This is a genomic window from Pseudomonas sp. TE6288 (genome assembly GCF_054062095.1).
In genome coordinates this window covers 159701-185130 of record NZ_JBSSEW010000005.1, presented here as the reverse complement: position 1 = coordinate 185130, position 25430 = coordinate 159701, and the positions used below count along the sequence as shown (strand labels likewise).

General features: G+C 66.1%; 22 protein-coding genes and 1 pseudogene. 7 read left to right on the top strand and 16 right to left on the bottom strand.

Features of this window, described 5'->3' with window-relative positions; all coding sequences use genetic code 11:
* Positions 1-25 precede the first annotated feature (25 nt).
* The 12 genes from ACVWY1_RS07080 to ACVWY1_RS07025 form a co-directional block, all read right to left on the bottom strand.
* On the bottom strand, positions 26-394 hold the full coding sequence (locus ACVWY1_RS07080) for a hypothetical protein (protein WP_023629774.1): 369 nt from the start codon (positions 392-394) through the stop codon (positions 26-28).
* Positions 391-735: a helix-turn-helix domain-containing protein gene (locus ACVWY1_RS07075; protein ID WP_102681606.1), complete on the bottom strand. Its 345-nt coding sequence runs from the start codon at positions 733-735 to the stop codon at positions 391-393. Before ACVWY1_RS07075 ends, ACVWY1_RS07080 begins: the two co-directional genes overlap by 4 nt.
* Positions 736-825: 90 nt before the next feature.
* Positions 826-1266: a YkvA family protein gene (locus tag ACVWY1_RS07070; RefSeq protein WP_102681605.1), complete on the bottom strand. Its 441-nt coding sequence runs from the start codon at positions 1264-1266 to the stop codon at positions 826-828.
* A 281-nt stretch (positions 1267-1547) separates the two neighbouring features.
* Entirely contained in the window at positions 1548-2270 is a 723-nt protein-coding gene (locus tag ACVWY1_RS07065) for an FKBP-type peptidyl-prolyl cis-trans isomerase (protein WP_038705560.1), read from the bottom strand.
* Positions 2271-2407: 137 nt separating this feature from the next.
* A complete protein-coding gene (locus ACVWY1_RS07060) occupies positions 2408-3412 on the bottom strand; it encodes a response regulator (RefSeq protein WP_102681604.1) in 1005 nt (334 codons plus the stop codon).
* 51 nt (positions 3413-3463) lie between these two features.
* The gene (gene cheB / locus ACVWY1_RS07055; protein WP_110697746.1) at positions 3464-4477 is read right to left on the bottom strand and encodes a chemotaxis response regulator protein-glutamate methylesterase; all 1014 of its coding nucleotides are present in this window, start codon (positions 4475-4477) and stop codon (positions 3464-3466) included.
* On the bottom strand, positions 4474-6774 hold the full coding sequence (locus tag ACVWY1_RS07050; protein ID WP_457378018.1) for a response regulator: 2301 nt from the start codon (positions 6772-6774) through the stop codon (positions 4474-4476). Before ACVWY1_RS07050 ends, cheB begins: the two co-directional genes overlap by 4 nt.
* Positions 6771-7436, bottom strand: coding sequence for a chemotaxis protein CheW (locus tag ACVWY1_RS07045; protein ID WP_256591220.1), 666 nt, complete (start codon positions 7434-7436; stop codon positions 6771-6773). Before ACVWY1_RS07045 ends, ACVWY1_RS07050 begins: the two co-directional genes overlap by 4 nt.
* Positions 7433-8677, bottom strand: a complete 1245-nt coding sequence (locus ACVWY1_RS07040) for a CheR family methyltransferase (RefSeq protein WP_102681602.1) — start codon at positions 8675-8677, stop codon at positions 7433-7435. The genes ACVWY1_RS07045 and ACVWY1_RS07040 overlap by 4 nt, the downstream gene beginning before the upstream one ends.
* Positions 8674-9195 (bottom strand): chemotaxis protein CheW, encoded by a 522-nt coding sequence (locus ACVWY1_RS07035; protein ID WP_457378017.1) that lies wholly within the window; start codon positions 9193-9195, stop codon positions 8674-8676. Before ACVWY1_RS07035 ends, ACVWY1_RS07040 begins: the two co-directional genes overlap by 4 nt.
* A gap of 5 nt (positions 9196-9200) precedes the next feature.
* Complete coding sequence (locus tag ACVWY1_RS07030; RefSeq protein WP_038705554.1) at positions 9201-10823, bottom strand: methyl-accepting chemotaxis protein; 1623 nt, start codon at positions 10821-10823, stop codon at positions 9201-9203.
* Between the two features lie 128 nt (positions 10824-10951).
* A complete protein-coding gene (locus ACVWY1_RS07025) occupies positions 10952-11635 on the bottom strand; it encodes a tellurite resistance TerB family protein (protein WP_110697738.1) in 684 nt (227 codons plus the stop codon).
* Positions 11636-11818: 183 nt separating this feature from the next.
* Here ACVWY1_RS07025 and ACVWY1_RS07020 point away from each other — a divergent pair, with 183 nt between their 5' ends.
* The 3 genes and pseudogenes from ACVWY1_RS07020 (at position 11819) to ACVWY1_RS07010 (ending at position 14127) form a co-directional block, all read left to right on the top strand.
* Positions 11819-13243, top strand: coding sequence for a gamma-aminobutyraldehyde dehydrogenase (locus ACVWY1_RS07020; RefSeq protein ID WP_102681599.1), 1425 nt, complete (start codon positions 11819-11821; stop codon positions 13241-13243).
* Positions 13244-13663: 420 nt separating this feature from the next.
* A pseudogene (locus ACVWY1_RS07015) lies at positions 13664-13798 on the top strand (type II toxin-antitoxin system HicA family toxin); the annotation flags it as partial.
* Positions 13795-14127, top strand: coding sequence for a type II toxin-antitoxin system HicB family antitoxin (locus ACVWY1_RS07010; RefSeq protein WP_102681598.1), 333 nt, complete (start codon positions 13795-13797; stop codon positions 14125-14127). The pseudogene ACVWY1_RS07015 and the gene ACVWY1_RS07010, both read left to right, overlap by 4 nt.
* Position 14128: 1 nt before the next feature.
* Here the strand turns inward: ACVWY1_RS07010 and ACVWY1_RS07005 are convergent, their stop codons facing one another.
* The 3 genes from ACVWY1_RS07005 to ACVWY1_RS06995 all read right to left on the bottom strand — a co-directional run bounded on the left by ACVWY1_RS07005 (position 14129) and on the right by ACVWY1_RS06995 (position 16327).
* Positions 14129-15235: an NADH:flavin oxidoreductase/NADH oxidase gene (locus ACVWY1_RS07005; protein ID WP_457378016.1), complete on the bottom strand. Its 1107-nt coding sequence runs from the start codon at positions 15233-15235 to the stop codon at positions 14129-14131.
* Between the two features lie 79 nt (positions 15236-15314).
* Positions 15315-16127, bottom strand: coding sequence for a type I methionyl aminopeptidase (gene map, locus ACVWY1_RS07000; protein WP_111531746.1), 813 nt, complete (start codon positions 16125-16127; stop codon positions 15315-15317).
* Positions 16124-16327, bottom strand: coding sequence for a ParD-like family protein (locus tag ACVWY1_RS06995; protein ID WP_046856862.1), 204 nt, complete (start codon positions 16325-16327; stop codon positions 16124-16126). The genes map and ACVWY1_RS06995 overlap by 4 nt, the downstream gene beginning before the upstream one ends.
* A 291-nt stretch (positions 16328-16618) precedes the next feature.
* On the opposite strand from ACVWY1_RS06995, the gene ACVWY1_RS06990 reads away from it, so the two are divergent.
* From ACVWY1_RS06990 to nirD, 3 genes are all read left to right on the top strand, one after another.
* Positions 16619-20596 carry a molybdopterin-dependent oxidoreductase gene (locus tag ACVWY1_RS06990; protein ID WP_457378015.1) on the top strand — a complete coding sequence of 1326 codons (3978 nt, stop codon included), beginning with the start codon at positions 16619-16621 and terminating at the stop codon, positions 20594-20596.
* Between the two features lie 307 nt (positions 20597-20903).
* Entirely contained in the window at positions 20904-23456 is a 2553-nt protein-coding gene (gene nirB, locus ACVWY1_RS06985; protein WP_277503062.1) for a nitrite reductase large subunit NirB, read from the top strand.
* On the top strand, positions 23456-23824 hold the full coding sequence (gene nirD / locus ACVWY1_RS06980; protein WP_102681593.1) for a nitrite reductase small subunit NirD: 369 nt from the start codon (positions 23456-23458) through the stop codon (positions 23822-23824). The genes nirB and nirD overlap by 1 nt, the downstream gene beginning before the upstream one ends.
* Before the next feature lie 67 nt (positions 23825-23891).
* Here the strand turns inward: nirD and ACVWY1_RS06975 are convergent, their stop codons facing one another.
* Positions 23892-24317, bottom strand: coding sequence for a DcrB-related protein (locus ACVWY1_RS06975; protein WP_102681592.1), 426 nt, complete (start codon positions 24315-24317; stop codon positions 23892-23894).
* A gap of 131 nt (positions 24318-24448) precedes the next feature.
* On the opposite strand from ACVWY1_RS06975, the gene pcaQ reads away from it, so the two are divergent.
* Positions 24449-25381: a pca operon transcription factor PcaQ gene (pcaQ, locus tag ACVWY1_RS06970; protein WP_102681591.1), complete on the top strand. Its 933-nt coding sequence runs from the start codon at positions 24449-24451 to the stop codon at positions 25379-25381.
* Positions 25382-25430 lie beyond the last annotated feature (49 nt).

Below are 25430 nucleotides of genomic sequence, written 5' to 3'. Positions count from 1 at the left end.
CGCCAGGTAGCCCTCTCCCCCGGTTTCAGGCCTCTTCCGGGTAGCGATACTCGAACACCCGCACCACTTCCGAGGCATGCCAGGACGCCGCCTCCATGCCGTCCACCGGCCCGGAAAACCGTCCCAGGCGCTCGACACACTCGAAAAACCCGGTGCGTGGCAGGCGGCTGGCGCCTTGGCTGATCACCAGCGAACTGCGCAGCGGCTGCTCGGCCCGGGCGTCGAGCACCGCCAGGTACTCAAGGGCCGCGGTCAAGGTCTGCATGGCCGGGCTGGGCAATTGCAAACGCTCAAGCAGTGCCCGGTAGGTCAGCAGATGGCGTTGCCGGCGGGCCAGGTCGAGCTCGCTCAGCAGGCCCTGCCATTGCTGACGGCTGATCCTGACCTGGCTCATGACGGCTCGCTCCAGCCGGCCACGCCCAAGTGCCACGCCAGGCTGCGTAGAATGGCCGCGTCGGGGCGGCGCTCCCCGGACTCGATCATGGCCAGGTATGCCGGGCTGATGCCGACACTGCGTGCCAACTGCTCCGGCGCCAGCCCCTTGGCCTGACGCAAGGACGCCAGCTCAGCCAGTGAGGACAGGCTGGCGCTTGGTTGAGTGTTGGCAACATTGCTTTCGGTGACGGGTGCGCTGGCCGGTGCCTGGCCTGCGGCCGCGAGCAACGCCTGATACTGCTCCCAGGGAACCACTGCGTACTCGGGCTGACCGTCCCGGCTGATGACCTGAATACCCATACAACCCCCTTGACGTTGGATTACGGCATGTAATCCGTAGGCATAACCCTTATGCCAATTATATTACCAACCTCGGGGGTCTGTGCGGAATCAGCTACCGGGCCGTTCCAGGCGCAGCGCTTCGGGGGTTTCCGGCAACCGTTCGACCACGCGCAGCCGCTCCGGCGCCTGGCTGTCGCGCCAGGCCTTGAAGCGGCCCAGCTCATCAGCCACGGTCTTGAGCACCCAGCCCAGCACGGCGATGTCATCGAGCAGGCCGACACCCAGCAGCCAGTCGGGGATGGCATCCAGTGGGCTGACGAAGTAGAGCAGCCCGGCGACGATGGTCACCAGTGCCTTGGGGCTGACAGCGCGGTACTCGCCACGCCACCAGGCCAGGCAAAGCGCCTGCATCAGGCGCAGGTCCTCGCGCAGCTGGCCCAGCCTCGGCCCTTTGCGCGCCACTGCGAACAGCAATGCCGGCAGCCTGCCGCGGCTGAGCAAGCGTTCGGCAAGGGGCAGGAAGCGGGTGAAATTCCAAGGTGCGCTCATGGGGCCTCCAGGGGAGCCGGAGGTTATCCACATTTATTGTGGATAACCTTGTGAACAGGGCGGCATTGATGCCGCGTGGTGCCCACCGGGCAAGGGCCGGGTACGAATCGGGCGTTTTTTACACAACCGTTTCAAGCGCGCAAACGTTTTGCGACAAAGGCACCTGTATTCAGGCCGGACACTGCTTGCGACAGTGAATGACGCCAACGGTTCGCGTCAAGCGCTGCTGAAAACGACGACGCCCCGTCGAAACGGGGCGTCTTCATGCAACACGACGGCTGTTACTTGGCCGGTGCTTCGCCGGCCTTGGCCGGGTCTTTGATAGCCAGCAGTTCCAGGTCGAACACCAGGACCGAATTGGCCGGAATCAGCGGGCTCGGGCTCTGGGCGCCGTAGGCCAGTTCGGCCGGGATGTACAGCTTGTACTTCTCGCCGACATGCATCAGTTGCAGGCCTTCGACCCAACCCGGGATCACGCCGCTGACCGGCAGGTCGATCGGGCTGCCGCGCTCGACGGAGCTGTCGAATACCTTGCCGTCGGTCAGCTTGCCCTCGTAGTGGACGGTGACGACGTCGGTCGGCTTGGGTTGCGGGCCATCGGCCTTCTTCACCACTTCATACTGCAGGCCCGAGGCGGTGGTGATCACGCCAGGTTTCTTGCCGTTCTCCTCGAGGAACTTCTTGCCGGCGGCGGCTGCTTCCTCGCTGGCCTTGGTCAGGCGCTCTTCGGCGCGCTTCTGCAAGGCAGTGAAGGCTTCGACCAGCTCTTCGTCCTTGATGCGCTGTTCCTTCTTGCCAACAGCGTCCTCGATGCCTTGGGCGACGGCCTTCGAGTCGAGGTCGTCCATGCCTTCCTGGGCCAGGCTCTTGCCCATGTTCAGGCCGATACCGTAGGAGGCCTTCTGTGCTGGGGTCTTCAGCTCGACGCTGCTGGTCTGGGCGTCGCAACCGGCGAGGACCAGGCCTACCAGGGCAACCGCGGCCGCCAAACGATGCTGTTTCATGTAATTTCCTTGTTCATGCGCCATGAGGGCAATCAGGGTAAAGCCGCGAGCTTAGCAGGCGGCCGCGACCAATGGCTACCGGCATAAGAGCGGGTTGGGGGCTGGAAGTTCCTGGGTGAGCCCCTGCAGGAACTGACTCAGGCGATCCCGACCTGATTGCGCCCACTGTTCTTGGCCAGGTACAGCCCCTTGTCCGCCGCCGAGATCAGCTGCCGGCAATGGCTGCCGACACTCGGGGTCAGGGTCGCCAGGCCGATGCTCACGGTCAGGTGCGACGCAGCCTCGGGCACGGTATGGGCGATCTTCAGGCCCATGATGGTCTGGCGCAGTTTTTCGGCCACCAGGCGCGCGCCACCGGGCGAGGTGTTGGGCAGCACCAGGGCGAATTCCTCGCCGCCATAACGCGCCGGCAGGTCGGTAGGACGCGAGCAGCAGCCACGAATGGCCTCGGCCACCTTGCGCAAGGCCTCGTCGCCGGCCAGGTGGCCGAAACTGTCGTTGAACGCCTTGAAATAGTCGACGTCGATCATCAGCAGCGACAACTGCTGCTGCTCGCGAATCGCCCGGCGCCATTCCAGCTCCAGGTACTCGTCGAAGTGACGGCGGTTGGACAACCCGGTCAGGCCGTCCGAGTTCATCAGCCGCTGCAGCATCAGGTTGGTGTCGAGCAACTGCTGCTGGCTCACGCGCAGCGCGCGGTAGGCCTCGTCGCGCTGCAACAGGGTGAGGTAGGAGCGCGAGTGGTAGCGGATACGCGCCACCAGCTCGATGGTGTCCGGCAACTTGACCAGGTAGTCGTTGGCCCCGGCGGCGAAGGCCGCACTTTTGACCAGCGGGTCCTCCTTGGTCGACAGGACGATGATCGGAATGTCCTGGGTGGTCGGATTGTTGCGGTACTCGCGCACCAGGGTCAGGCCATCGAGGCCCGGCATGATCAGGTCCTGGAGGATGACCGTGGGCTTGATGCGCATGGCCTGGGCCACCGCCTGGTGCGGGTCGGCGCAGAAGTGGAAGTCGATGTTCTCTTCATGGGCGAGGCCACGGCGCACCGCTTCGCCGATCATGGCCTGATCGTCGACCAGCAGGACCATCGCCGCACTTTCGTTGATGGTCGTGAAACCTTCGATCGGTAGATCATTCATGCGTAATCACCCGTCTACTGCCGGCCACGCGGCACGACTCAATACATATCGTCATTTCGGAAAGATTTCCATCAGTCGTCCGGCGATTCGCTCCAGCGGACGTATTTCCACCGCCGCGTCGATCGCCGCGGCGGCCTTGGGCATGCCATACACCGCGCTGCTCTGCTGGTCCTGAGCGATGGTCAGGAAACCCTGCTGGCGCATCAGTTTCAGACCTTGGGCGCCGTCGCGCCCCATGCCGGTGAGCAGCACGCCCACCGCATCGCCGGACCAGCAACGCGCCACGCTCTCGAAGAACACATCGATCGAGGGCCGGTAGATTTCGTTGACGGGGTCGGCAGTGTAGGCCAGCTCGCCATTCTTAAGGAGGCGAATATGGTGGTTGGTGCCGGCCAGCAGCACCTGCCCCGGCTGCGGCGATTCACCCTCGCGGGCCAGGCGCACCGGCAGGCCAGAGGCGCTGCTGAGCCACTCGGCCATGCCGGCGGCGAATACCTGGTCAACATGCTGGACCAGCACGATGGCCGCCGGAAAACTGCGCGGCAGCCCCTTGAGCAGTACCTCCAGGGCAGCCGGCCCACCCGCGGACGAGCCGATGGCCACCAGCGCGCGACGCTGCGAGGCCTCGCGCAGCGGCACGGCCACGGCCCGAGCGGTGCTGGGCCGCTGCTGGCCGATCAGCCAGCCGATATTGAGGATCTTGCGCAGCAGTGGCGCGGCTGCCTCGCGTGCATCGCCCGCGCCCAATGCCGGGGTGTCGACCACATCCAGGGCGCCATGGCCCATGGCCTCGAACACCCGGTGCACATTCTGCTTGCGATCCACGGTGACAATGACGATGGCGCAGGGGGTTTCGGCCATGATTCGCCGGGTCGCTTCCACGCCGTCCATGACCGGCATGATCAGGTCCATGAGGATCAGGTCCGGCGTCTGCTCGGCGCACAGGCGCACCGCCTCGGCGCCATTGCCGGCGACCCAGATCACCTGGTGCGCAGGCTCGAATGCCAACGCCCGGCGCAGGGCCTCGACGGCCATGGGCATGTCGTTGACAATGGCGATTCTCATCCCTGGGCACCTCCGATCAGCTCCTCGACCGCATCCAGCAACGCATCGTCATGGAAGCTGGCCTTGGCCAAATAATAGTCGGCACCGGCATCCAGTCCACGACGCCGGTCTTCTTCGCGATCCTTGTAGGACACCACCATCACCGGCAGCGATTGCAGGCGGTTGTCGCGCCGCACCAGGGTGACCAGCTCGATCCCGTCCATGCGCGGCATGTCGATGTCGGTGATCAACAGGTCGAAATCATCGCTGCGCAGCGCGTTCCAGCCGTCCATGCCATCCACGGCCACCGCCACTTCGTAGCCGCGGTGGCCCAGCAGCTTGCGTTGCAGCTCGCGCACGGTGAGCGAGTCGTCGACCACCAGGATGCGCTTGCGCACCGCACCCTTGGCGCCCCGCCCACCGCGCTCGATACGCTCCAGGCGGCCGGTGCTGAGCAGCTTGTCCACCGAGCGCAGCAAGTCCTCGACATCGACGATGAGCACCACCGAACCGTCGTCGAGCAAGGCCCCGGCGGAGATGTCCTGGACTTTGCCCAGGCGGGGATCCAGCGGCATCACCACCAGCACCCGCTCGCCGATCAGCCGCTCGACGGCCACCCCATAGAGCTGCTCGCGCTCGCGGATCACCACCACCCGCAGGCTCTGTTCGTCGCCCTGGGCCGCCGGCCGGTTGAGAAGCTGGCTGGCGGCCACCAGGCCGATGTGTCGCCCTTCGTGCCAGAAGTGCTGCCGCCCTTCGATCTGCACGATGGCCTCGGCCGCCACGTCGACGGTGCGCTCGATATGCGCCAGCGGAAAGGCGTAGGCCTCGCCGCCCACCTCGACGACCAGGCTGCGAACCACCGACAAGGTCAACGGCACTTCCACATGGAAGCAACATCCCTGGCCGGCCACCTGAGTCAACTCGATGGAGCCGCGCAGCTCACGGACCATGTGCTGCACCGCATCCAGGCCGACACCGCGCCCGGACACTTCGGTGACCGTGTCGCGCAGGCTGAACCCCGGCAGGAACAGGAATGTCAGCAGCTCGGCCTCGCTCATCTGCGCCACCGTCTCGGCCGGTGACAATGCGCGCTCGAAGATACTCTCGCGCAAGCGCTGCAGATCGATGCCGGCACCGTCGTCAGACAGTTCGAGGATCAGCAGCCCGGCCTGGTGCGAGGCGCGCAGGCGCACGGTGCCCTCGCTCGGTTTGCCGGCCAGCAAGCGCTGCTCGGGCAGTTCGATGCCATGATCGACCGCGTTGCGCAGCAGGTGCGTCAGCGGTGCCTCGAGCTTTTCCAGCACGTCACGGTCGACCTGGGTCTTCTCGCCCTCGATCAACAGGCGCACCGGCTTGTCCAGTGAGCGCCCGAGGTCGCGGACCATCCGGCTCTGGCCGGTGAGCACATCGGCGAACGGACGCATGCGACAGGCCAGCGCCGTGTCGTACAGCAGTTGCGCGCGCTGGCTGGCCTGCCAACCGAATTCGTCGAGATCGGCCGCCTGCTGCAAGAGGATCTGCTGGGTTTCAGCCAGCAACTGCTGGGTCTGGGCCAGCGCTTCCAGCACCTCCGGCCCCTGCCCGCTCTCTTCCAGCTGGGCCTTCAGGCCATCGAGGCCGCGCATGCCCTGGCCATGCATGCGCTTCAGGCGCTGCAAGGTGGCCAGGTAGGGTTTCAGCCGCTGGGTCTCGACCAGCGACTTGCTCGACAGGTCCAGCAGGCTGTTCAGACGGTCGGCGGTCACCCGCAATACCCGCTCTCCCCCCTCGCCACCGCGCTTGCCGGCCTTGCGGGCAGGCACGGGCTCAGCTTCCGGTTCAGGCTCCGTGGGGGCCTGGAGCGTTGGCTCGGGTTCTGGCCGCGCTGGCATGGCAGCGGGCGGCGCGCTTGGAACGCCAGCCTGCGCGATCACCGACACGGGAGCCGAAGGGTCGAGCAGTGTTGTCATCTGTGCCAGGAACACCGCCACGGCGGCTTCGCCGCCCTGATCTCCAGGGGTCGCGATACGCATCAACAGGTCGGTACCTTGCAACAAGGCGTCGATATGCTCCGGGCGCAGCAGCAGGCGGCCCTCCTGAGCGGCCACCAGACAGTCTTCCATGACGTGGGCGACGCTGACCCCGGCATCGATGCCGACAATGCGCGCCGCCCCCTTGAGCGAGTGCGCCGCACGCATGCAGGCCTCGAGTTGATCGGGTTGCGCAGGGTTGCGCTCCAGCGCCATCAAGCCGGCGCTGAGCACCTGGGTCTGGGCCTCGGCCTCCAGGCTGAACAGCTCGAGCAGCGACGCATCGCGCATTTGCTCCGGGGTCATGACAGGCTCCGCTTCACGGCTGACATCAGGTGTTGTTCATCCAGCACTCGCACGCTGCGCCCTCGCCACTGCAACACGGCAGCGGTGAAATGCGCCGCATCGCGGCCGTTGTCCTGGCCCGCAAGGTCAAGACGATGGATGCCGTCGATCTCGTCCACCGGCACCACCACCGGCCCGCCCTCGGCCGCCAGGATCAGCATGCGCGGCATGCTCCGCCCGGTGCGCTCCGCGCCCGCTTGCGTCGGCACGCCCAGCAGGTCGGCGAGCGACAGGCAAGGCACCAGCGCACCGCGCACATTGGCGACGCCCTGCAGCACACGCGAGCGCTGGTGCGGCAACGAGTGCACCGGCTGCGCCGGGGCGATCTCGGCCAGGCAGGCGGTGGCCAGGGCCAGCCACTCCTCGCCCAGGCGGAACAGCAGCATCGAGCGGCCGACCGCGCATTCCTCCACGATGGCCGTTTCGACCTGCTCGTCCTGGACCAGCGCATAGCGGTCCAGCAGGCGCGTGGCCGCGTCGGCATACACCTCGCAATTGCGGCAGTGCACATGCCGCTCCAGCAACGGGCACTGCTTGTCGCCATGCACGCCGATGCGGTTCCAGCAATCATCGATGGGCTGGTCGTCATTGGCGATCAGTTGCATATGGTATCCGCCGCTCATCGTTCAGACTCCCTGCCAGCTCGGGCGGCACGCTCCTGCAGGCGCCGGGCACCGGCATCGTCCCCCTGCGCGGCCAGCAGCATGGCCAGGTGCATCAGTGCCTCAGGGTGCTGCGGCTCGAGGTAGAGCGCCTTGCGATAATGGGTGATGGCCTGCGCGGCATCGCCTTCGGTGTCACTGAGCAACCCCAGCCAGTAATAGACCTGCGCCTTGGGGGCGAACTGGCGCAGATAGCGTTCGCAGTCCGCCCTGGCCTGCTGGTTTTCACCGGCATTGGCCTGCCGGGCAATGAGGGCCAGCAACTGCGCTTCGCCCTGCGCCGGGACCGGCGCCGCTGGCACGGCGCTCGACCTGGCGGCTCGGGGCGGCAGTGCCACGAGACGCGGCGGCGGCGGCGCGACCGGCTGGCGCGCAACCGGCAACGGCTTGGCAACAGGCGGTGGGGCATCATCCTGGCGCACATAGGCGAATGACTGGGCAATCCCCAGCGGGCGCATGCCCAGGCGCGCCAGCAGGCTGCCCTCGGCGGGGCCGATGAACAGCACGCCCTGGGCGTGGATCAGGCGCTTGAGTACCTCGAACACCCGCTGCTGGGTCGGAACATCGAAGTAGATCAGCAAGTTGCGGCAGAACACAAAATCGTACAACCCTTCACGCGCCTTGAGCGCCGGGTCGAGCACGTTGCCCGCCTGCAGGCTGACTTGCTGGCGCACCCGCTCATCCAGGCGATGGGTATCGCCGCTTGGGCTGAAGTGCCGCTCGCGAAAGGCCAGCTCGCTGCCGCGGAAGGAGTTGCGCCCGTAAAGCGCCTGCTCGCCCTTGGCCACCGAACTGGGGCTGATATCAATGCCATCGACGCGGAAAGCGCCCGGGCTCAGGCCACCGTCGAGCAAGGCCATGGCGATCGAGTAGGGCTCCTCGCCCGTCGAGCACGGCAGGCTGAGGATACGCAAGGGCCGTGCGCCGGCAAGTTCTGCCGCACGCTTGTGCGCCAGCCCCGCCAGCGCGGTGAAGGATTCGGGGTAACGGAAGAACCAGGTCTCCGGAACGATGACCGCCTCGATCAAGGCCTGCTGCTCATCGCTGGACTGCTGCAAACGCAGCCAATAGTCGTCGAGATCCGCAGCCTGCACGAGCGTGCAGCGCTGGCGCAGTGCGCGCTCGACCATCGCTGCGCCGACCGACTCCACGTCCAGCCCGATACGTTCCTGCAGGAAACGGAAGAAACGTTGCTCGCTCATGCTGGCTCCTGCCCGGGCTCGACGGGGTACAGCAGCTCACGCACCGTGTCCGACAACAGGTCATTCACCTGGATGCGCTGCAACAAACCGCGGGCGTCCTGGCGCACCGGCCCGAGATAGCGCGCGTCGGCATTGTCCAGGCCGTATGGCTGGAATTCCTCGGGGGCACAGCGCAGCGTATCGGTGGCCTGCTCCAGGACAAGCCCCAGTTGCAGGTCAGGACGGCGCGGGTCAGCGCGATAGTGCACCAGGACCATCCGCGTACTGCTGCGCGACTGTGCCGGCATGCCGAAGCTCAGCGCCGACAGGTCGATCACCGGTACCAACGCACCACGGTGGGCGAGCACGCCGGCCACCCAGCCCGGCGCCTGGGCGATGGGTTTGAGGGTACGGCACGGCAGCACTTCGATCACCTCACGCACGTCCAGGGCGAAGCGCTGGTCGGCGATGCGAAATTGCAGGTACAGCACGCCCTTGCCGGCTGATTCGCGATCCTCGCGAGGGGACGGTTCGTTCATCGTCGTCAGACTTTGAACCGCGAAACACCGCCACGCAGCCCGGCGGCTACCTGGCTCAGTTCGTCGATAGCGAAGCTGGCCTGGCGCAGCGATTCCACGGTCTGGGTACTGGCATCGCTGAGCTGGGCCAGTGCCTGGTTGATCTGCTCGGCGCCGGTGGCCTGGGCCTGCATGCCCTCGTTGACCATCAGCACCCGCGGCGCCAGCGCCTGTACCTGATGGATGATCTGGCTGAGCTGCTCGCCCACTTGCTGCACCTCGAACATGCCGCGGCGCACTTCCTCGGAGAACTTGTCCATGCCCATCACCCCGGCCGACACCGCCGACTGGATCTCGCGCACCATCTGCTCGATGTCATAGGTGGCCACGGCGGTCTGGTCGGCCAGCCGGCGTACTTCGGTGGCGACCACGGCGAAACCGCGACCGTACTCACCGGCCTTCTCTGCCTCGATGGCGGCGTTGAGCGACAGCAGGTTGGTCTGGTCGGCAACCTTGACGATGGTCACCACCATCTGCGTGATATTGCTGGCCTTCTCGTTGAGGATCGCCAGCTTGGCGTTGACCAGGTCGGCGGCGCCCATCACCTGGTGCATGGTCTCCTCCATGCGCGCCAGGCCCTGCTGGCCGGCACCGGCAAGGCTCGAGGCCTGGTCGGCCGACGAAGTGACTTCGGTCATGGTGCGCACCAGGTCCCGCGAGGTCGCGGCGATTTCCCGCGAGGTGGCGCCGATCTCGGTGGTGGTGGCGGCTGTCTCGGTGGCGGTGGCCTGCTGCTGCTTGGAGGTGGCGGCGATCTCGGTGACCGAGGTGGTCACCTGCACCGACGAGCGCTGGGCTTGCGACACCAGGTTGGCCAGGGATTCGGCCATTTCGTTGAAGCCACCCTCGATCGCGCCGAACTCATCCTTGCGGTCCAGGCTCAGGCGCATGCTCAGGTCTCCCGAACGCAGGCCGTCGAGGGCATGCACGATGCGTTGCATGGGGGCGGTGATCGCGCGCATCAGCAGCAGGCCGCAAACGCCGGCGGCGACGATTGCCAGCAGCAGCGAGACGATCATGCTGCCTTTGGCGGTGGCCACGGCGCTGACGATTTCATTGGTGGCGTTGTCGGCCGACTCCCGGTTGCGCTCGATCACTTCGTTCAGATGCAGGCGCCCTTCTCTCCAGGCGGGCGTCAGCACCTCGGCGATCAAGCGCTGGGCTTCGGCGTAGTTCTTCTGGCGATAGGTTTCCAGGACCTGATCGACGATCTTGACGTAAGCCTCTTCCTGGCGCGTGAAATCGTCGAACGCGGCCTGGTCGGCCGGGTCGCGGATAGTGCCCTGGTAGCTGGCCATATGCTGCTTCAGACGGTCGTCGAAACTCTTGAACAACTCGGCATCGGTCGTGGTGAACTCGCGGTGGTTCGACAGGCCGACCAGTTGCTGGCTGGTCACGTAGCTGTCGACCCAGGCGCTGCGGATCATCGAGCTGTAGTAGAGCCCGGGAATGCTGTCGGACCCTACCGCCTCCTCGCTGGACTCGATCGCCACCAGCCGCGAGTAGGCGGCCACGATCATCAGCAGCATGATGGCGATGATCACGGCGAAACTTGCCAGGATCCGTTGGCGCAAGGTCCAGTTCTTCACATTCAGCCCTCAGGAATTCGATACGAGCGGGAAAAATCGCCGAAGTATAGCCCAGGCTTCCTACGTATTTGCGGCTGAATGCTGCTGTATTCAGGCCTCCGTGCCCATTGATATGGCCAATTGCAGGCTCATTGATCCGCGGCAAGCCTGACCTGGTTCTCCAGCTCCAGGCGCAAGGCAGGGTCCAGACGCAGCTGGCGCGCCAGTTCGTCGAGGTAGGCGCGCTCCATGAAATTCTCCTGGTCGACCATCATCACGCTGGCCAGGTACATCTCGGCGGCCATTTCCGGCGTCTGCGCGGCGCGGGCCACTTCGGCCGGATCCAGCGGCTTGTTCAGTTCGGCGTGCAGCCAGTGCTGCAACTCGCGGTCGCTGTCCAGGCGAGTGAACTCGCCTTCGATCAGGGCCCGCTCACGGTCATCGATATGGCCGTCGGACTTGGCTGCCGCCACCAGCGCCCGCAGCACTGCCTGGCTGTGTTGCTCGACCTGGGCCGGCGGCAGGCGATCCAGCGTCTGCGGCTGCTGATCGCCGGCGCCCTGGCGTGCCTGCCAGTTGCCATAGGCCTTGTAGGCCAGCACCCCGAGCGCGGCCAGGCCGCCGTAGGTCAGGGCCTTGCCGCCGTACTTGCGGGCCTTCTTGTTGCCCAGCAGCAAGCCCATGGCCCCCGCTGCCAACGCGCCACCGCCCGCACCGGACAACAGGCTGCCAAGGTTCCCCGAACCTTTGTCGCTGACGCCCTTGCCCTGCTGGTTCTGCAGCAGGGATTGACCGGTTTTCAAAAGCTGATCGAGCAGACCACGCGTGTTCATCTGACAGGCCTCGCAAACATTCACGGTTGAGAAGGCCCCAGAGTAGGCCGACAAGCTGAAGCCTCGCTTAACGCATTTGCATCCGAATGTTGCCCTCCTCGGTTTGTTGCCACGGCCAGTCGCTTCTAATCTGTAGCGTCACTGCGGCACAGTGCGCTCGAGTACCACAAGGAGAACCGCTCCATGCAAACCCGAATGCTGATCAACGGTCACCTGGTGAACGGCGAAGGCCCGGCCTGGACCGTGCTCGACCCGGCCAAGGGCAGTGCCCTGGCACAGATCAACGAGGCCACCGAGGCCCAGGTCGACATCGCCGTGCGCGCCGCCGACCAAGCCTTCGAGCACTGGTCGCAGAGCACGCCGAAGGAGCGCGCCAGCGCATTGCTGGCCATTGCCGAGGTCATCGAACGACACGCCGAGGAACTGGCCCGGCTGGAATCGGACAACTGCGGCAAGCCCTATGCCGCGGCGCTCGGCGACGAGATCCCGGCCATCGCCGATGTGTTCCGCTACTTCGCCGGTGCCGCACGCTGCCTGGGTGGCCTGGCGGCGGGCGAGTACCTGCCCGGGCACACGTCGATGATCCGCCGCGACCCGCTGGGCGTGGTCGCCTCCATCGCGCCTTGGAACTACCCGCTGATGATGCTGGCCTGGAAGATTGCCCCCGCGTTGGCCGCCGGCAACACCGTGGTCATCAAGCCATCGGAGCTCACCCCGCTGACCGCCCTGCGTCTTGGTGAGCTGGTCCGTGAGCTGCTGCCGGCCGGCGTGCTCAATATCCTTTTCGGCCGTGGCCAGACCGTCGGCAACCCATTGGTCACCCATGCCAAGGTGCGCATGGTGTCGCTGACCGGCTCCATCCCCACCGGCGCGCACATCATTGGCGCCACCGCCGACAGCGTGAAGCGCATGCACATGGAATTGGGCGGCAAGGCACCGGTGCTGGTGTTCGACGACGCTGACCTCGACGCTGCCATCGATGGCATCCGCACCTTCGGCTTCTACAACGCCGGGCAGGACTGCACCGCCGCCTGCCGGCTGTACGTGCAGGACGGCATCTACGAACGCTTCGTCGAACGCTTGGGCGCGGCGGTGGCGAGCATCAAGCCAGGCCCACAGCAGGCGGCCGACACCGAACTCGGCCCGTTGATCAGCGCCCAGCATCGCGACAAGGTCGCCGGCCTGGTGAACCGCGCCATCGCCCAGCCGCACATCCGCCTGGTCACCGGTGGCAAGGCACTGCCCGGTGATGGCTTCTTCTTCGCCCCGACCGTGCTGGCCGATGCGCTGCAGGACGATGAAATCGTCCGCCACGAGGTGTTCGGCCCGGTGGTGTCGGTCACCCGCTTCAGCGACGAAGCCCAGGCGCTGGAGTGGGCCAACGACTCGGAGTATGGCCTGGCCTCGTCGGTGTGGACCCGTGACAGCGGACGCGCCCACCGCCTCGCCGCACGGCTGCAATATGGCTGCACTTGGGTCAACACGCATTTCATGCTGGTCAGCGAGATGCCGCACGGCGGGCAGAAGCATTCCGGCTATGGCAAGGACATGTCGATGTACGGGCTGGAGGACTACACCTGTGTGCGCCATGTGATGTTCAAGCACTGATGCATGACTAGCCGGTGGGGGCAAAACACCCACCGGCTTTTTTCCTGCAAAGCAACGCGATTTTTCCTGCCTATCGCCTGAACTACACCCTACCGCCGATCTATTGAGTTCAATGGCGCTGGTATCACAGACTGATACCATGAATAATCGTCAACGTGCGTTACTCGAACTTGTCTTCAACAAGCCCGTTCCCCGAACGCTGGACTGGTCGCGCCTGGAGTCCCTGCTGGTCTCGCTCGGTGCCCGGGTTATCTAGTGTTGTGTTTTGCAAATACGACCAATAACTCGTGAGCGATTTTTGCGCTCAGGCAAGGCGTCGCGACGAGTCGTAGCCCAGCTACGGCGAGGAGCGACAACGCTGCATGAGCGCAAAAAGCGCCGCGAGTTATGGTCGTTATTTGTGAAACACCACACTAGCGTCGAGGCTCGCGTGTGCGCTTCGAACTCAACGGTGAGGTTGCGACCTTTCATCGCCCTCACCCCGACCGGCACGCCAAACCCTATCAGGTGCGCGATGCCCGCCAGTTCCTGGAGCAGGCAGGAGTTACACCATGAATGTGATGAATTACCGCGGCTACTCGGCGCGCATCGAATACAGCGACGAAGACCAGTTGCTGATCGGCCATGTCGCCGGGATCCGCGACGTGATCGGCTTCCATGGCGAGTCGATCAGTGAATTGCGCCAGGCGTTCGAGGAAGCTGTCGACGACTACCTCGAAACCTGTCGGCGCCTGGGGCGTGAACCGCAGAAAACTTACTCCGGCAAACTCAGCCTGCGCCTGGAGCCTGCTCTCCACGCCAGCGTGGCGGCCAAGGCCGAGCTGGCGCAGAAGAGCATCAACCAGTGGGTCAGCGACATCCTCAGCCAGGCCGCCTGCAGCTGAGTCAGTCGCGCAGGTCCGATTCGTGGATCGGGTTGGCCCGGCTTGTCGCGCGTTGGTATTGCGCCGGCCAGGTCGCCTTGTTGCCGCCCAGGTCGTCGTCGGCGTGCAATGGCCAGTAAGGGTCGCGCAACAGTTCGCGGGCCAGGAAGATCACATCGGCCTGGCCGGTGCGCAGGATATGCTCGGCCTGGGCCGGCTCGGTGATCATGCCGACGGTGCCGGTGGCGATCTCCGACTCCTTGCGCACCCGCTCGGCGAAACGGGTCTGGTAGCCGGGGCCAGTGGGGATTTCTGCATTGACCGAGGTCCCTCCCGACGACACGTCGATCAGGTCGACGCCCAAGGCGCGTAGCCGGCGGGCCAGTTCCACGGTCTCGTCCGGGTTCCAGCCATCCTCGACCCAGTCGGTGGCCGACACCCGCACCAACAGCGGCAGCTCCTGTGGCCAGGCCTGGCGCACCGCCTCGGCGACTTGCAGGGTCAGGCGGATACGGTTTTCAAAGCAGCTGCCGTACTCGTCGCGGCGCTGGTTGCTCAGCGGCGAGAGGAACTGGTGCAGCAGGTAGCCGTGGGCAGCGTGGATCTCGACGACCTTGAAGCAGGCCTTCAACGCCCGCTCGGTGGCGGCGACGAACGCGCTGACGACCTGCTGGATCTCGTCCTTGCTCAGTTCATGGGGGACGGTGTGCTCGGGGTCGAAGGCAATCCTGGAGGGTCCTACCGGCTGCCAGCCGCCGTCTTCAAGCTTGACGCTGCCGTGCTTGCCCAGCCACGGCCTGTGGGTGCTGGCCTTGCGTCCGGCGTGGGCCAGCTGGATGCCGGGGACGGCGCCCTGGGCGGTGATGAAGCGGGTGATGCGCTGCAGCGCGGGGATCTGCTCGTCGTTCCACAGGCCGAGGTCTTCTGCAGTGATGCGCCCATCGGCGGTGACCGCGACCGCTTCACTGATCACCAGGCCGGCGCCACCGACAGCGCGGCTGCCCAGGTGCACCAGGTGCCAGTCATTGGCCAGGCCGTCGACGGCGGAGTACTGGCACATGGGGGAAACGGCGATACGGTTGGGCAGGGTCAGCTGACGCAGGGTGTAGGGTTCGAGCAGCAGGCTCATGGCGCACCTCCCAGGGACTCCAATGGTTGCCGGGCCGGCATTTGTAGTGGGGCGTGGGCCGGTACCGGTAGGTTTCAGCCTAGACCATGGCTCCGAGGGGCGTTTGCCCATCGCCCTGCGCCGCTCGTTCCTCCTCGCGCAAGGTCAGCACCTCGACGCCACTCTGCGTCACCGCCACGGTGTGCTCCCATTGCGCCGACAGGCTCCGGTCACGGGTAATTACCGTCCAGCCATCGCGCAAACCGCGGGTCCCGCGCCCACCCTGGTTGATCATCGGCTCGATGGTGAACACCATCCCTGGTTGCAGCTTCATGCCCGTGCCACGCTGGCCGTAGTGCAGCACCTCCGGCGCCTCGTGCATCTGCGTGCCGATGCCGTGCCCGCAATACTCGCGCACCACGCTGTAGCCGGCGGCCTCGGCGTGGGCCTGGATGGCGTGGCCGATATCACCGAGGGTCGCGCCGGGGCGCACCTGCTCGATGCCCTTCCACAGCGCGGCATAGGTGGTGTCCACCAGCCGCCGGGCCTCTTCGCCGATCTGGCCGATGCTGTACATCTTCGACGAATCGGCGATATAGCCGCCCTGCTCCAGGGTGATGTCGACGTTGACTATCGAACCCTCCTTCAGCACCTCGTCGGCCTTGGGCATGCCATGGCAGACCACATGGTCCACCGAGGTGTTCAGGGCAAAGGGAAAACCATACTGGCCCTTGCTCGCCGGCCGCGCCTTGAGGGTCTGGACGATGAAGGCCTCGGCGCGGTCGTTGATCTGCATGGTAGTCACGCCGGGGCGGATGAAACCGTCGAGGTCGGCGAACACCCGGGCCAGCATCTGGCCGGCACGGCGCATCAATTCGAGCTGGGCGGCGTCCTTGAGGATGACCTTGCTCATTGCAGCAGCTCCTTGAGATTGGCCTGCTCCTGGCGCAGCAACTGGCGCAGCAGTTCCTGGTAGGTGGCCTGCGGGTGCAACTCGGCCAGCATGCCGATGCGGATCCAGTGCTCGGCCTGGGCGTTGATCGAGCGCGACAGCGCGGCGCTGGCCACGCGCAGGTCTTCGTGGAGGTCGTCGGCGATCTTGACGATGCCCATGTGCGATTACCTATATATGAAACGTATGCGAATCATATATCCATAAGCCAGCTGGCGCCATTCGCTGGTGCACCGTTCCCCATATCGGTGCGCGCGCCCCTCCCGGGCGAGCCCACTCACACCGCAGAGACGCGCCCCGCCGTGATATGGCCCGGGATTTGCTGCCGGCAAGGCATCGAGGCCATCAACGCCGATGGTCCTCCCTCCACGACGAAGGCGCCGTGTTGCCCCGCTTGCCACTTGCAGGCCGGGCAGCCGGCGCCTTTGTCGTTTCGTCAGCAGGAGATCGTGATGAGCGGCAGTGAAGTGCGCAGTGTTTGCCCGTATTGCGGAGTCGGGTGCGGCATCGTCATGCACGTGAGCGAAGGCAAGATCGTCAAAGTCAGCGGCGACAAGCAGCACCCCAGCAACTTCGGGCGCCTGTGCACCAAGGGGCTGACTGCCCATGTGCCGCTGGAGGCCGGGCGCATGGCTCACGCGTTCGTCCGTGACCAGCGCAACCAGCAGCCAGCCCGTCGCCCGCTGCAGACCGCCATCGCCGAGACGGCCGGGCGCCTGCGCACGATCATCGATACCCACGGCGCCGACGCCGTGGCTTTCTATGTCTCCGGGCAAATGTCGCTGGAGGCCCAGTACCTGGCCAACAAACTGGCCAAGGGCTTCATCCGCACCCGCCATATCGAGTCCAACTCACGCCTGTGCATGGCCAGTGCCGGCAGCGGCTACAAGCAATCGCTGGGCGCCGACGGCCCGCCCGGCAGCTATCAGGATTTCGAGCACGCCGAAGTGTTCCTGGTGATCGGCGCGAACATGGCCGACTGCCACCCGATCCTGTTCCTGCGCCTGCTCGACCGGCTCAAGGCCGGTGCCAGGCTGATCGTCGTCGACCCCCGGCGCAGCGCCACCGCCGACAAGGCCGACCTGTTCCTGCAACTGCGCCCGGGTACCGATCTGGCCCTGCTCAATGGCCTGCTGCACCTGCTGCATGCCAATGGCCACACCGACGCGGACTTCATCGCCCGCCACACCGAAGGCTGGGAGGCACTGCCGGCGTTTCTCGCGGACTACCCCCCCGAACGCGTCGCGGCCATCACCGGACTGGCCGAGGCCGACATCCGCGAAGCCGCCCGCCTGATCGGCGAGGCGGGCGAATGGATGAGCTGCTGGACCATGGGCCTGAACCAGAGCATCCACGGCACCTGGCATAGCAATGCCCTGTGCAACCTGCACCTGGCCACCGGCGCCATCTGCCGCCCCGGCAGCGGGCCGTTCTCGCTGACCGGCCAACCCAATGCCATGGGCGGCCGCGAGATGGGTTACATGGGGCCGGGCCTGCCGGGCCAGCGTTCGGCGCAGGTGGCAGCCGACCGCGCCTTCGTCGAAGCGCAATGGCAACTGCTCCCCGGCACCCTGCGCAGTGAAGGGGGCGAAGGCACCGTGGCACTGTTCGAGCAGCTCAAGCATGGCGAGGTGAAAGCCTGCTGGATCATCTGCAGCAACCCGGTGGCCAGCGTCGCCAACCGCCAGCAGGTGATCGACGGCCTGCGCCAGGCACAGCTGGTGATCAGCCAGGACGCCTTCCTCGACACCGAGACCAACCGCTACGCCGACATCCTGCTGCCGGCATCACTGTGGGCCGAGGGCGAAGGGGTGATGATCAACAGCGAGCGCAACCTGACCTTGATGCCCCGCGCCGTCGAGGCGCCCGGCGAAAGCCTCGAGGACTGGCGCCTGATCGCGCGCATCGCCTGTGCCCTGGGTTATGCGCACGCCTTCGACTACCCCGACGCCGAAGCGGTGTTCGATGAGATCCGCCGCTTCCACAACCCGGACACCGGCTACGACCTGCGCGGCATCGACTATGCCGGCCTGCGCCAGGGCCCGCGGCAGTGGCCAAGCGCGCCGGGGCGCAAGGACGCTCGCAGCCCCCTGCGCTATGTCGCGCCAGACGACCCACAGACGCCGGTGTTTCCGACGCCCACCGGCAAGGCCCGGTTCTTCGCCCGCCCCTGGCTGCCGCCGGCGGAGCTGCCCGACGATGCCTTCCCCTTCGTGCTCAACACCGGCCGCGTGCAGCACCAGTGGCACACGCTGACCAAGACTGGCCAGGTACCCAGCCTCAACAAGCTGGAGCCCGGCCCCTTTGTCGAGATCCACCCCGACGACGCCCGGCGCCTGGGTATCGCGGACAAGGACCAGGTGGCGATCCGCTCGCGCCGCGGCCAGGCCGTGCTGCCGGCGCGACTCAGCGAGCGGGTGCTGTCGGGCAACTGTTTCGCCCCGTTTCACTGGAACGATCTGTACGGCGAGCAACTGGCAATCAACGCGGTGACCTGCGACGCGGTGGACCCGACTTCGCTGCAGCCGGCCCTCAAGCACTGTGCCGTGGCCCTGGAACGGGTTGCCGGCGAGCGCATCGCCACCCTTGAACTGACGCTTCCCCCGGACCCCATCGCCATGCCCACCGCCACCCTGTCCCGCCTGCTCGGCCTAGAGACGTTGCCGGCTCCGATCCTGGCCGAGCAAGAACGCCATTACCTGCAAGGTTTCCTGCTCGGCCTGAGCCAGGCCCGCACCGAAAACATGCCTTGCCTGCCGCCCGATGCGCCCCTGGCGCCGGAGCGACGCCTGTTCGTCAACGGCCTGCTGGCCGGCCTGTTCGCCCGGCCCGCGCCGGCGTCGCAAGCAGCGCTCGAAAGCCCTCGTCACCACGTGCTGTGGGCCTCGCAGACCGGCAATGGCGAGCACCTCGCCGAACGCTGCGCCCAGCACCTGCGCGACGCGGGGCTGGTGGTCGCACTCAGTTGCATGGAGGAGGTGCGCCCATCCCAACTGCGAGGCGCCGCCAGCCTGCTGCTGATCGCCAGCACCTTCGGCGACGGCGATGCGCCGGACAGCGGCGCCCCGTTCTGGCGAGCCCTGCAGGACGAAGAAGGCGCCAGCTGTGCCACGCTGCCCTACGCCGTGCTGGCCCTGGGGGATTCGAGCTACGACCAGTTCTGCGGCTTCGGTCGCAAGCTCGACCAACGCCTGGCCGAGCTGGGGGCCCGGCGTCTGCTGGCCCGGGTCGACTGCGAGCCGGATTGCGAAGCGGCCTTCGGCGCCTGGCTCGATGCCCTGCTGCCCAAGCTTGGCAGTACCCCGACGGCTACCACCACCGCGTCGGCCACCGCCCGCGGCAAACACCAGCCCTGGCCTGCCACCTTGCGGGAGAACCGCCTCCTCAGCGGCCCGGATTCAACCAAGGAGACTCGCCAACTGGTCTTCGACCTGTCCGGCAGCGACCTGCGCTATCAACCCGGCGATGCCCTGGGCGTATGGCCGCGCAATTGCCCGGGCCTGGTCGACGAGCTGCTGATGCTGATGCAGCTGGACGGCCAGGCCGAGATCGAACTCGAGGGCCATGCCCCAATGCCCCTGCGAACCGCGCTTGAGCGGCACCTGGACATCACCCAGGTCAGCCGCCAGCAACTCGAAGTCTTCAGCCAGCACGCCAGCGGCCTGCAACGCCTGCTGCTGCCGGCATGCAAGGACGAACTCAAGGAATGGCTGTGGGGCCGCCAGTTGGCCGACGTGCTGCGCGAGTACCCCCAGGCCATGCCGCTGGGCAATTGGTTGTCGCTGCTGAAACCCTTGCAGCCGCGCCTGTACTCGATCAGCTCCAGCCCCCGGGCTCATCCCGGCCAGGTACACCTGACCGTCTCCATCGTGCGCCATGGCCAGCGCAAGGGCGTCTGTTCGAGCTTCCTCGCGGACCGGGCAGCGGCGCTGGAGGTGGGGGTATTTGCGCAGCCATCGAAACATTTCCACCTGCCCGAGGACGACGGGGTGCCTATCGTCATGATCGGCCCCGGTACCGGTATCGCCCCCTTCCGCGCCTTCCTCGAAGAACGCGAACTACGTGGGGCCCCAGGGCGCAACTGGCTGTTCTTCGGCGAACAGCATGCCGCCTGCGATTTCTACTACCGCGAACAATTGCAGGCCTGGGAGGCTTGCGGGCATGTGCGCCTGAGCACGGCGTTCTCCCGTGACCAGGTGGAAAAAGTCTATGTGCAGCATCGCCTGTTGGAACACGGCGCCGAGCTGTGGCAATGGCTGCAAGCGGGTGCCCATGTGTATGTGTGTGGCGATGCCCGGCATATGGCCCGGGATGTGGACACGGCCTTGCGCCAGCTCGTGGCGGAGCATGGCGGCCTGGACGAGACCACTGCTGCGGCGTATGTCGAGGGGTTGGAGCGGGACAAGCGCTACCTGCGGGATGTGTATTGATGCACCACGGTGGTGAGGCTTGCACCTTTGTTGTGCCCCGAACGGCCTCATCGCCGGCAAGCCGGCTACCACAAGGGTACGCCGCAAACGGGCCCGCAGCCCTGTGGGAGCCGGCTTTCCGGCGGTGAGTCCCGTGAAGGCTACCGATAAGTGGCCGCTTGGCACACTCCCTGCTTTTCAACGAAGTACAACAGCCCCTCGATCAACGGCGATCGTCCAGGGGACTGACACTGATGAGTACAGGCAAAGGCGCCTGGAGCTTCGGCTCCAGGCGCCTTTTTCGTTTTTCCGTGATCGAGTATCGGCTATGCAGGCAACAGCGAACGAAGCACAACGAGCGCGACTGGTCATCGTCGGCAACGGCATGGTCGGCCATCACTGCGTCGAGCAGCTGATCGAACGCGGTGCCAGCGCGCGCTTCGAGCTGCACGTGTTCGCCGAGGAGCGCCAGCGCGCCTACGACCGGGTGCACCTCTCGGAATACTTCACCGGCAGTTGCGCCGAAACCCTGGCCCTGTGCGACCGCGACTACTATGCGAGCAACGGCGTGCACCTGCACCTGGGCGAGGCGGTAGTGGATATTGATCGCGAACGCCAGGAAGTGATCACCGCCGAAGGCCGCCTCGGCTACGAACAGTTGATCCTGGCCACCGGCTCCTATCCGTTCGTGCCGCCCATCGAAGGGTCCAGCGGCAATGCGCGCCTGGTCTATCGCACCCTCGAAGACCTCGATGCGATCCGCGCCGCCGCCGGCAGCGCCCGCCGCGGCGTGGTGGTCGGCGGCGGCCTGCTCGGCCTCGAGGCCGCCAACGCCCTCAAGTCGCTAGGCCTGCAAGCGCATGTGGTGGAGTTCGCGCCGCGGCTGATGCCAGTCCAGTTGGATAGCGAGGGCGGCGCAGCGCTCAAGGCGCGCATCGAGGCGCTGGGCGTAGGCGTGCACCTGGCCCGCGCCACCCAGTCGATCAGCACAGGCGAACACTACCGCTACCGCATGAATTTCGACGGCGGCGAACACCTGGAAACCGACCTGATCGTGTTCTCCGCCGGCATCCGCCCGCAGGATGCCCTGGGCCGAACCTGCGGCCTTACAATCGCCCCCCGCGGCGGCGTGGTGATCGACGGTCAGTGCCGCTCCAGCGACCCGCGCATCTTCGCCATCGGCGAATGCGCTTCGTGGAACGGCAGCGCGTTCGGCCTGGTCGCCCCGGGATACGCCATGGCACGTAACCTGGCAGCCCTGTTGATGGGCGAGTCGGCAAGCGAGTTCAGCGGCGCCGACATGTCGACCAAGCTCAAGCTGCTGGGTGTGGATGTTGGCTCCATCGGCGATGCCCAGGGCGTCACGCCGGGGGCGCGCAGCTATCGCTTCATCGACGAAGCCACGGCCTCCTACCGGCGCCTGGTGGTCGATGCCAGCGGCAAGCGTGTGCTTGGCGCGGTGCTGGTCGGCGACAACAGCTACTACGACACCCTGCTGCAATACGCCCAGAACGGCATCAAGCTACCGGCCGACCCGGCCGCGCTGATTCTGCCCCAAGGCTGCGGCGCGCCGGCGCTGGGCGCCGATGCCTTGCCCGACAGCGCGACCATCTGCTCGTGTCACAACGTTAGCAAGAGCGCGGTGTGCGCCGCCATCGACAGTGGCTGCGGCGACCTCGCCGCCGTCAAGGCATGCACCAAGGCCGCCAGCGGTTGCGGCGGTTGCGCGGCGCTGCTCAAGCACGTGTTCGAGCACGAACTGAGCGCCCGCGGCGTGACCGTCGACAAGAGCCTGTGCGAACACTTCGCCTACACCCGCCAGGAGCTCTACGGGCTGGTGCGGGTTGAAGGCATCCGCACCTTCAACGAGCTGCTCGAACGCCATGGCAAAGGCCAGGTGGGTTGCGCCATCTGCAAGCCGGCGGTGGGCAACATCCTCGCCTCGTGCTGGAACCAGCCGATCATGGACCCGGCGCTGGTACCGCTGCAGGACACCAACGACACCTTCATGGCCAACATGCAGAAGAACGGCACCTACTCGGTGGTGCCGCGCATCCCCGGCGGCGAGATCACCCCGGAAAAACTGATCGTGATCGGCCAGGTGGCAAAGAAGTACGACCTCTATACCAAGATCACCGGCGGCCAGCGCATCGACCTGTTCGGTGCCCAGTTGCACGAACTGCCGCTGATCTGGGGCGAGCTGATCGCCGCCGGCTTCGAGACCGGGCACGCCTACGGCAAGTCGACGCGCACGGTGAAATCTTGCGTCGGCAGCACCTGGTGCCGCTATGGCGTGCAGGACAGCGTGGCCATGGCGCTGCGCCTGGAGGACCGCTACAAGGGCCTGCGCGCGCCGCACAAGCTCAAGTTCGCGGTGTCTGGCTGCACCCGCGAATGCGCCGAGGCGCAAAGCAAGGACATTGGCGTGATCGCCACCGACAAGGGCTGGAATCTCTACGTGTGCGGCAATGGCGGCATGCGCCCACGCCACGCCGAACTGTTCGCCACCGACTTGGACGACGAGACCTTGGTGCGCCTGATCGACCGCGTGCTGATGTTCTACATCCGCACCGCCGACAAACTGCAGCGCACCTCGGTGTGGCGCGAGGGCCTCGAGGGCGGGCTCGACTACCTCAAACAGGTGGTAATCGACGACAGCCTGGGCCTGGCCCGCGAACTCGAGACGCAGATGCAGCAGGTGGTCGACCGTTACGAATGCGAATGGGCCAACGCCTTGGGCGATCCGGAAAAGCTCAAGCGCTTCCGCACCTTCGTCAATGACCAACGCGGCGATCCCGATGTGCACTTCGTGCGCGAGCGTGGCCAACGCCGGCCGGCGGCGCCCCCGCAGTTGATTCCCACCCATGAGGAGGCAATGTGATGAACCTGTCCAACACGGCTGTAGCAAGTGAAACCCGCTGGCAGGCGGTGTGCCAGGCCAGCGACCTGGTCGCCGACTCCGGGGTGGTGGTGTGGCACGAGGGCGAGCAGGTGGCGTTGTTCTACGTGCCGGGACAAGGGCGGGAGCTGTATGCCGTCGGCAACCGCGACCCACGCTCAGGCGCGAACACCATCGGCCGTGGACTGCTGGCCAGCCTGGGAGCAACGGTGGTGGTGGTGGCACCGCTCTACAAGCAGCATTTCTGCCTGCAGGACGGCGCGTGCCTGGAGGATCCGACACAGCACTTGCCAGTGTGGCCGGTGCGTATCCGTGGGGTGACGGTCGAATTGGGGCTGAGGCTCATATGACACGGCCAGGTACAGCTCGATCACCCGACGTCAGTGAGATCAAGGTACAGCCTCGAATCCGCCCGGGTCAGTTCAGCCGCAAGCCTGCCTTGATGGCTTCCCAATGGGCAAGATCGACCGCTTCCAGCGGTGTTTCCTTGCTATAGCTGACCGCCACGAAACGGGCCTGCCCGCTTGGCGTGTAGGCCAACTGACGTTGATACGAGACCACTTCGCCGCGCTTGAACTGCAGGCTGACTTCCAAGCCGTGAATGGCACGATCGACGCCGGCGCTGACCGGCAGTGGGTCGCTGATGACCGCCCCAAGGCGCTCACGCAACTGCGCCAGTTGCTGCTGGTAAAGCGCCTCCAGCGTCTGCCCGGCAGCCAGCGGACTGCGGGCGATCACCAGGGTGGTGCCACGCTGACGGAAGGTCAGCATGTTCATGGTGGTGTCTTCGGGCGTTTCATCGCCCAGTTCAAGGACCAGGTCCTGGGTCAGGTAGGCGGCCATTGCGCAGCTCCATGCATCGAAGCGGCACACGCTAAAGGTTCGGGGCTTTGCCTGCAAGGGAGGAACCGCCGTCCGCCGACGAAGATCACCCGGACGTTGCAGGTCTGGCCCGCACGGATACACTGCCCGGCATGAACCTCGATACCCGCATCAAGTTCCGCCATCTGCTGTGCTTCCTGGAGATTGCCCGACAGGGCAGCCTGGCCAGGGCCGCCGACGTGCTGGCGATCAGCCAGCCTGCGATCTCCAAGACCCTCAAGGAGCTGGAGGATCTGCTGGAAGCTCGCCTGTTCGAGCGCAGCCACCAGGGCGTCGCCCTGACCCCGGCCGGTACCCGCTTCATGCGCTATGCCGGCCCCAGCGTGCAAGCGCTGCGTGACGGGGTCGGCAGCGTGCGAGGGGAAGCGCGGGCGCCGTCGCAGGTGCGTATTGGCGTGCTGTCGACTGTCGAAGGGTTACTGATGCCCGAGGTGCTGTGCCGCTTGCACCAGCAGCACGAGGCATTGGTAATCAGCGTGGTGACCGGGGCCAGCGCCCAGCTGCTCGGGCAGTTGCACCTTGGCGAGCTGGAACTGGTGATAGGCCGTATGACCGACAGCCCGCAGATCCAAGGGCTGTCGTTCGAGCACCTGTACAGCGAGTCGATGACCCTGGTGGTGCGACCCGGACATCCGCTGCTGGCGGCTCAGCCTATTGATCGCACGCAGGTCGGTGCCTATCCACTGGTGCTGCCACCGCCAGGCACGACCATTCGCCGGCATGCCGACAGCCTGTTCGTGCAATGCGCGATCCAGCTGCCGGCACAGCGCCTGGAGACTCTGTCGCTGGCCTTGAGCAGGCGCTACGTGCTGGGCAGCGAGGCGGTCTGGGTGGCGCCGCGCGATGCCGTGCTGATCGACCTCGGGCGGGGAGAACTGGTCGAGCTCGACCTGGGCGTGCGTGAGCCGGGCGGCTCGGTGGGCATCTGCCGCAATGCGGCCCTGGCGCAGAGCCTGCCGGCGCAGTGGTTGTGCGAGGTGCTCCGGGAGGTGGCCGAAGCTTACCGGCTTGGGACATACCCCTGACAACCCGACGCGCGTATTCCTATACAATCCCCACCAGTTCCCAGCGCCT